Source organism: Haliscomenobacter sp. (assembly GCF_040403615.1).
Lineage (GTDB): Bacteria > Bacteroidota > Bacteroidia > Chitinophagales > Saprospiraceae > Haliscomenobacter.
The window spans coordinates 1-4,812 of sequence record NZ_JBBAKG010000201.1; the positions used below are offsets into that span (position 1 = coordinate 1).

General features: G+C 48.2%; 3 protein-coding genes. 2 read left to right on the forward strand and 1 reads right to left on the reverse strand.

Annotated features, from left to right (window positions below; all coding sequences use genetic code 11):
• Positions 1–764, reverse strand: a 764-nt coding sequence (locus ABW391_RS28555; protein WP_353485316.1) for an aspartate aminotransferase family protein, incomplete at its 3' end; no start/stop codon positions are given.
• Positions 765–1,091: 327 nt separating this feature from the next.
• On the opposite strand from ABW391_RS28555, the gene ABW391_RS28560 reads away from it, so the two are divergent.
• Both ABW391_RS28560 and ABW391_RS28565 read left to right on the forward strand, forming a co-directional pair.
• Entirely contained in the window at positions 1,092–3,791 is a 2,700-nt protein-coding gene (locus ABW391_RS28560; RefSeq protein ID WP_353485317.1) for an ATP-dependent Clp protease ATP-binding subunit, read from the forward strand.
• Between the two features lie 97 nt (positions 3,792–3,888).
• Positions 3,889–4,812, forward strand: a 924-nt coding sequence (locus ABW391_RS28565; protein ID WP_353485318.1) for a T9SS type B sorting domain-containing protein, incomplete at its 3' end; no start/stop codon positions are given.

Consider the following 4,812-nt stretch of genomic DNA (forward strand, 5'->3'; position numbering starts at 1 on the left):
CCAAATCCAGTTTGCACCTCATCGATGATCATCAAGCCGCCGTAGTGTTTGACAACTTCCTGCACGATCTTGAAGTATTCTTTGGGCGCAGTGATAAAACCGCCTACGCCCTGGATGGGCTCCGCCAGAAAACCCGCAATTTTGCCGCAGGTCGTGGTTTTGATGACGTCCTCTACGTCTTGGGCACAGGCTACCCCGCATGAAGGATAAGTCAATTTGAAAGGGCAGCGGTAGCAATACGGATTCACTGCGTGAGTGATTCCAGGTACCTGAGCCCCAGTGAGCCGCCAGTTGCTGTGGGCAGTCAGGGTCATGCCCATGGCTGATCTGCCGCTGTAGCCGTGGCGAAGGGCTACTATTTCCTGTCGTCCGGTATAAATTTTGGCTAAAAACACCGCCGTTTCATCCGCATCTGTGCCGGAAGGAGTAAAAAACGAGACTTGCAATTTCCCCGGCGTAATTTGCGCCATTTTTTCCGCCAAATTGACATGGGCTTCATTGGGGTACAAAGTGGAGGAATGGATCATTTTCTCCGTCTGGTTCTTTACCGCTTCTACCACTTCAGGTCGGTTGTGGCCCACACTGGTGGTAAGGATGCCCGCAAAAAAATCGAGGTAGGACTTGCCTTCCACGTCCCATACGCGCAGCCCTTCGCCACGCTCCAGTGGCAGTGGCTCGGTGTAATAAACGATGTGATTGGGCCAAAGATATTGCTTTTGCTTGGCCAGGATTTCTGCTTTGGTGCTGGTATGAGTGGTCTGCATGGTTTGCGTATTGATGAAGTGGCTAAGTTAAGGATTTGAAGCAAATAAATAAGGATTGGTCTCTCCTTCCAGCAAAAAAGTCCTTAACTCTGAAAGCACAGCACAGCAATCAATTATGGTAGCGTTCAAAATTGAATTGGAAGAACGACTCGTTCAGCTTTTTGGATATGAAGAAATTGAATAAGTCCCATTTTAAAGTCATTCTGTCGTATTTTTTCTTTCCCTCCTGCCAAACTTTCCTAAAATCGCATTGGCAAAACTTTTGCTAGAGCATCTAATGCTGGCAAAAACAACCGATATTAGCCAAACGAAAAACCATTGAACACAATGACTTACGAAAACTTCACCATAAAAGCCCAGGAATCCATCCTGAAATCCCAACAAATTGCGGCTGGATTGGATCAACAACAGGTAGATACTACGCACTTGATCAAAGGAATTTTGGAAACCGATGAAAGTGTAGCTGGATTTTTACTCGGCAAATCCGAAGTAAACCTCGATATGCTGCGCCGCAAGCTGGATGAAGCCGTGCGCAAGTACCCCAAAGTAGAAGGCTCCGACAAACAATACCTTACCCCTAATGCCAACAAAGCACTGAGCAGAGCCAAAGTTTTGCTCAAAGAATTTGGTGACCAATACATCTCCGTAGAGCTCATGCTACTGGGCATTGTGCAGGGTGATGATGCCGGAGCAAAGTTGCTTAAAGAACTGGGAGCCAATGAACAATTGCTCAAAGGCGCTATCAACGAGTTGCGCAAAGGCCGTAAAGTGACCGACCAAAGCTCGGAAGACAGCTACAATGCCTTGGCCAAGTACGCCGTCAACCTCAACGAAAGGGCAGAAAGTGGTAAACTGGATCCCATTGTGGGGCGCGACGATGAAATTCGCCGCGTACTGCACATCCTCTCCCGCCGCAAAAAGAACAACCCTATCCTCATCGGAGAAGCAGGTGTGGGCAAAACCGCGATTGTAGAAGGCCTGGCCTGGCGCATCGTAAAAGGGGATGTACCGGAAAGCCTGCAAAGCAAAAAAATCTTTGTACTTGACATCGCCGCCTTGATCGCGGGTGCCAAGTACAAAGGCGAATTTGAAGAGCGCCTCAAAGGCGTGATCCAAGAAGTAACCGAATCCAACGATACCATCATCTTGTTTGTAGACGAAATCCATACCCTGATTGGAGCAGGTGGAGGCAATGGCGCCATGGATGCCGCCAACATCCTCAAGCCTGCGCTCGCAAGAGGCGAGTTGCGCACCATCGGTGCAACTACCCTTGACGAATACCAAAAATATTTCGAAAAAGACAAAGCGCTGGTGCGCCGCTTTCAGGAAGTACTGATCGAAGAACCCAGTGTAGAAGACACTATCTCGATCTTGCGCGGATTGCAAGAGCGTTACGAGGTTTACCACAAAATTGAAATCAAGGATGAAGCCCTGGTGGCCGCGGCAGAATTAAGCAGCCGCTACATCCCGGATCGCCAACTGCCAGATAAGGCCATCGACCTCATCGATGAAGCAGCAGCTCGTTTGCGCCTCGAACTGGATTCCTTGCCCGAAGAAATAGACGAATGGGATCGCAAAGTGCGCCAACTCGAAATTGAGCGAGAAGCCGTCAAACGGGAGAAAAACAAAAAGCAGCTCGACGCCATCGAAGAAAACATTGCCAATGCCAAACAAAAGCGCGATTCGCTGATGGCAGGTTGGAAAGGGGAAAAAGAGCTGGTCGATACCGTTCAGGGGATCAGGAAAAAAATGGAAGAACTGGAAATTCAGGCCGTACGGGCCGAACGGGCCAGTGACTATGAGATGGTGGCCAAAATCCGCTACGGCGAATTGGAAGACCAAAAAATCATGCTCAAGGTAGCCGAGGAAAAACTCGCGGCCATCCCTGAAGACGATCGCTTTACCAACGATAAAGTAACCGCTAATGACATTGCTTACATCGTGAGCAAATGGACGGGGATTCCCGTTGACAAAATGACCCAAAGCGAGAAGGACAAACTCCTGAGCCTGGAGCAAGAAATCGGTCAGCGCCTGATTGGCCAGGATGAAGCAGTAAAAGCCGTTTCGGATGCCATTCGACGCAGCCGGGCAGGATTGCAAGACGCCGATCGCCCCATCGGTTCATTCATCTTCCTCGGACCAACCGGGGTGGGTAAAACCGAATTGGCCAAAACCATTGCCGAAGTACTCTTCGACGATGAAAAAGCCATGACCCGCATCGACATGAGCGAATACCAAGAGAAACACACCGTGTCGCGACTAGTGGGTGCGCCTCCGGGATACGTGGGTTACGACGAAGGTGGCCAGTTGACCGAAGCGGTACGCCGCCGTCCGTACAGCATCATCTTGCTGGATGAGATCGAAAAAGCACACCCGGATACCTTCAACATCCTGCTGCAAGTGCTGGACGATGGTCGCCTGACCGACAACAAAGGCCGAGTTGCCAACTTCAAAAATACCATCATCATCATGACTTCCAACATGGGGGCTGACCTGATCATGGAGAATTTTGAAGACCTGGAGGAAATGGGCGAAAAGCACCGCACCGAAATCATTGCCACGACCAAAGAAGAGGTATTCAACCTGCTGAAAGAAAACCTGCGGCCAGAATTCCTGAACCGCATCGACGAGCAGATCCTCTTCTTGCCCTTGAACAAGGCTGAGATCAAGCAGATCCTGGAGCTTTTGTTGAAAAAGACCCAGAAAATGCTGGCCAAACAGGGCATCGTACTCAAGGTAAGCGATGCAGCCAAGGATTTGCTAGCAGACATGGGCTACGATCCACAGTTTGGTGCCCGCCCGATGAAACGGGTACTGCAAAAAGACGTGATCAATGAATTATCCAAACTACTGCTAAGTGGCGCGGTGACCCTGGGCGACACGATTTATGTGCATACCGATAAAAAAGGATTGACTTTTGGGAAAGAGCCGTATGAAGGGGCAATTAGTTTTCCGCCTGATCCGGAAGATGATGAGGAGGGAGATAATGAAAAAGGAGAAGAAAAGCCTGTGGAGGAAAAGGCGTAATATTACTGTAAAACCGCTGGTGCAAGAGCTCCAGCGGTTTTTTAAAAGTATATCAATTAGGATTGTGGTATTTTTAGGAAGATTACAACCACAGCAAATGAATAAGAGTATTTTCTTTGCACTATATGTTTTGGCAATGCCATGTTCATTAACTGCACAACGGATTTTAAATGGAGGTTTTGAAGGCGCTGGCCTCCCCTGTGCATACAATCTCAGCAATCAAATTTTTACATCGACCATGCCCAATGTGGTCGGTTTTGGAGAAAAAAATGAATTGGACATATTATCTCTATCCTGCAATTACGGGCCACCTCTGGCCGGCAATTACTTTATTGCCCTAACAGCCATAACCGGGATTACAGATGCCATTGGCCTCAAACTATCCGAGCCTTTGATACCAGGACAAACGTATACTTTGCAGTTTCATGAACGGATAGGAAAAGTTATCAATGCTCCTGCACGCCTGTTGGTGGGCCTTTCCGACAACCCTACTTCTCCTAGCGAGCTTTTATATACTGTGCCTGATCTTCACAACGATTGGACGAGCCATCAGTTTCGATTCAAACCACCTACCAATGGACTTTACCTCACAGTTCTGATTGAAAGTGCCGGGGAAGCCTGGATTTTTGTAGACGATTTTAAGTTGATTTGTCCTAAAATTAACCTGGGCAACGACACAACCTACTGTGCCATCGAAAATATTAATTTAACCACAGAAAGCAAATTCGACAGTTACCTTTGGAACGATGGCTCTACCAATGCTCAACTGACCATTCAAGATCCAGGCTTATATTGGTTGGAAGGCAAATTGGGTGGTTGCACCATCCGGGATAGCGTTGAATTTCTGGAAAAGCCTTTGCTGTGTTCCTGTCGATTTTATTTTCCCGAAATCTTTTCGCCTAACCAGGACAACACTAACGATACTTGGAGCCCACTCAGTCCCTGCGAGGTGAAAGAATATGAACTGTTCATTTTTGATCGTTGGGGAGGCCTGGTTTTTCACAGCCAACAAGCCTTGGAT

What these genes read in the sequence shown, in the direction of transcription:
- ABW391_RS28560 (WP_353485317.1), top strand. Translation starts at nt 1,092, where the DNA reads ATGACTTACGAAAACTTCACCATAAAAGCCCAGGAATCCATCCTGAAA.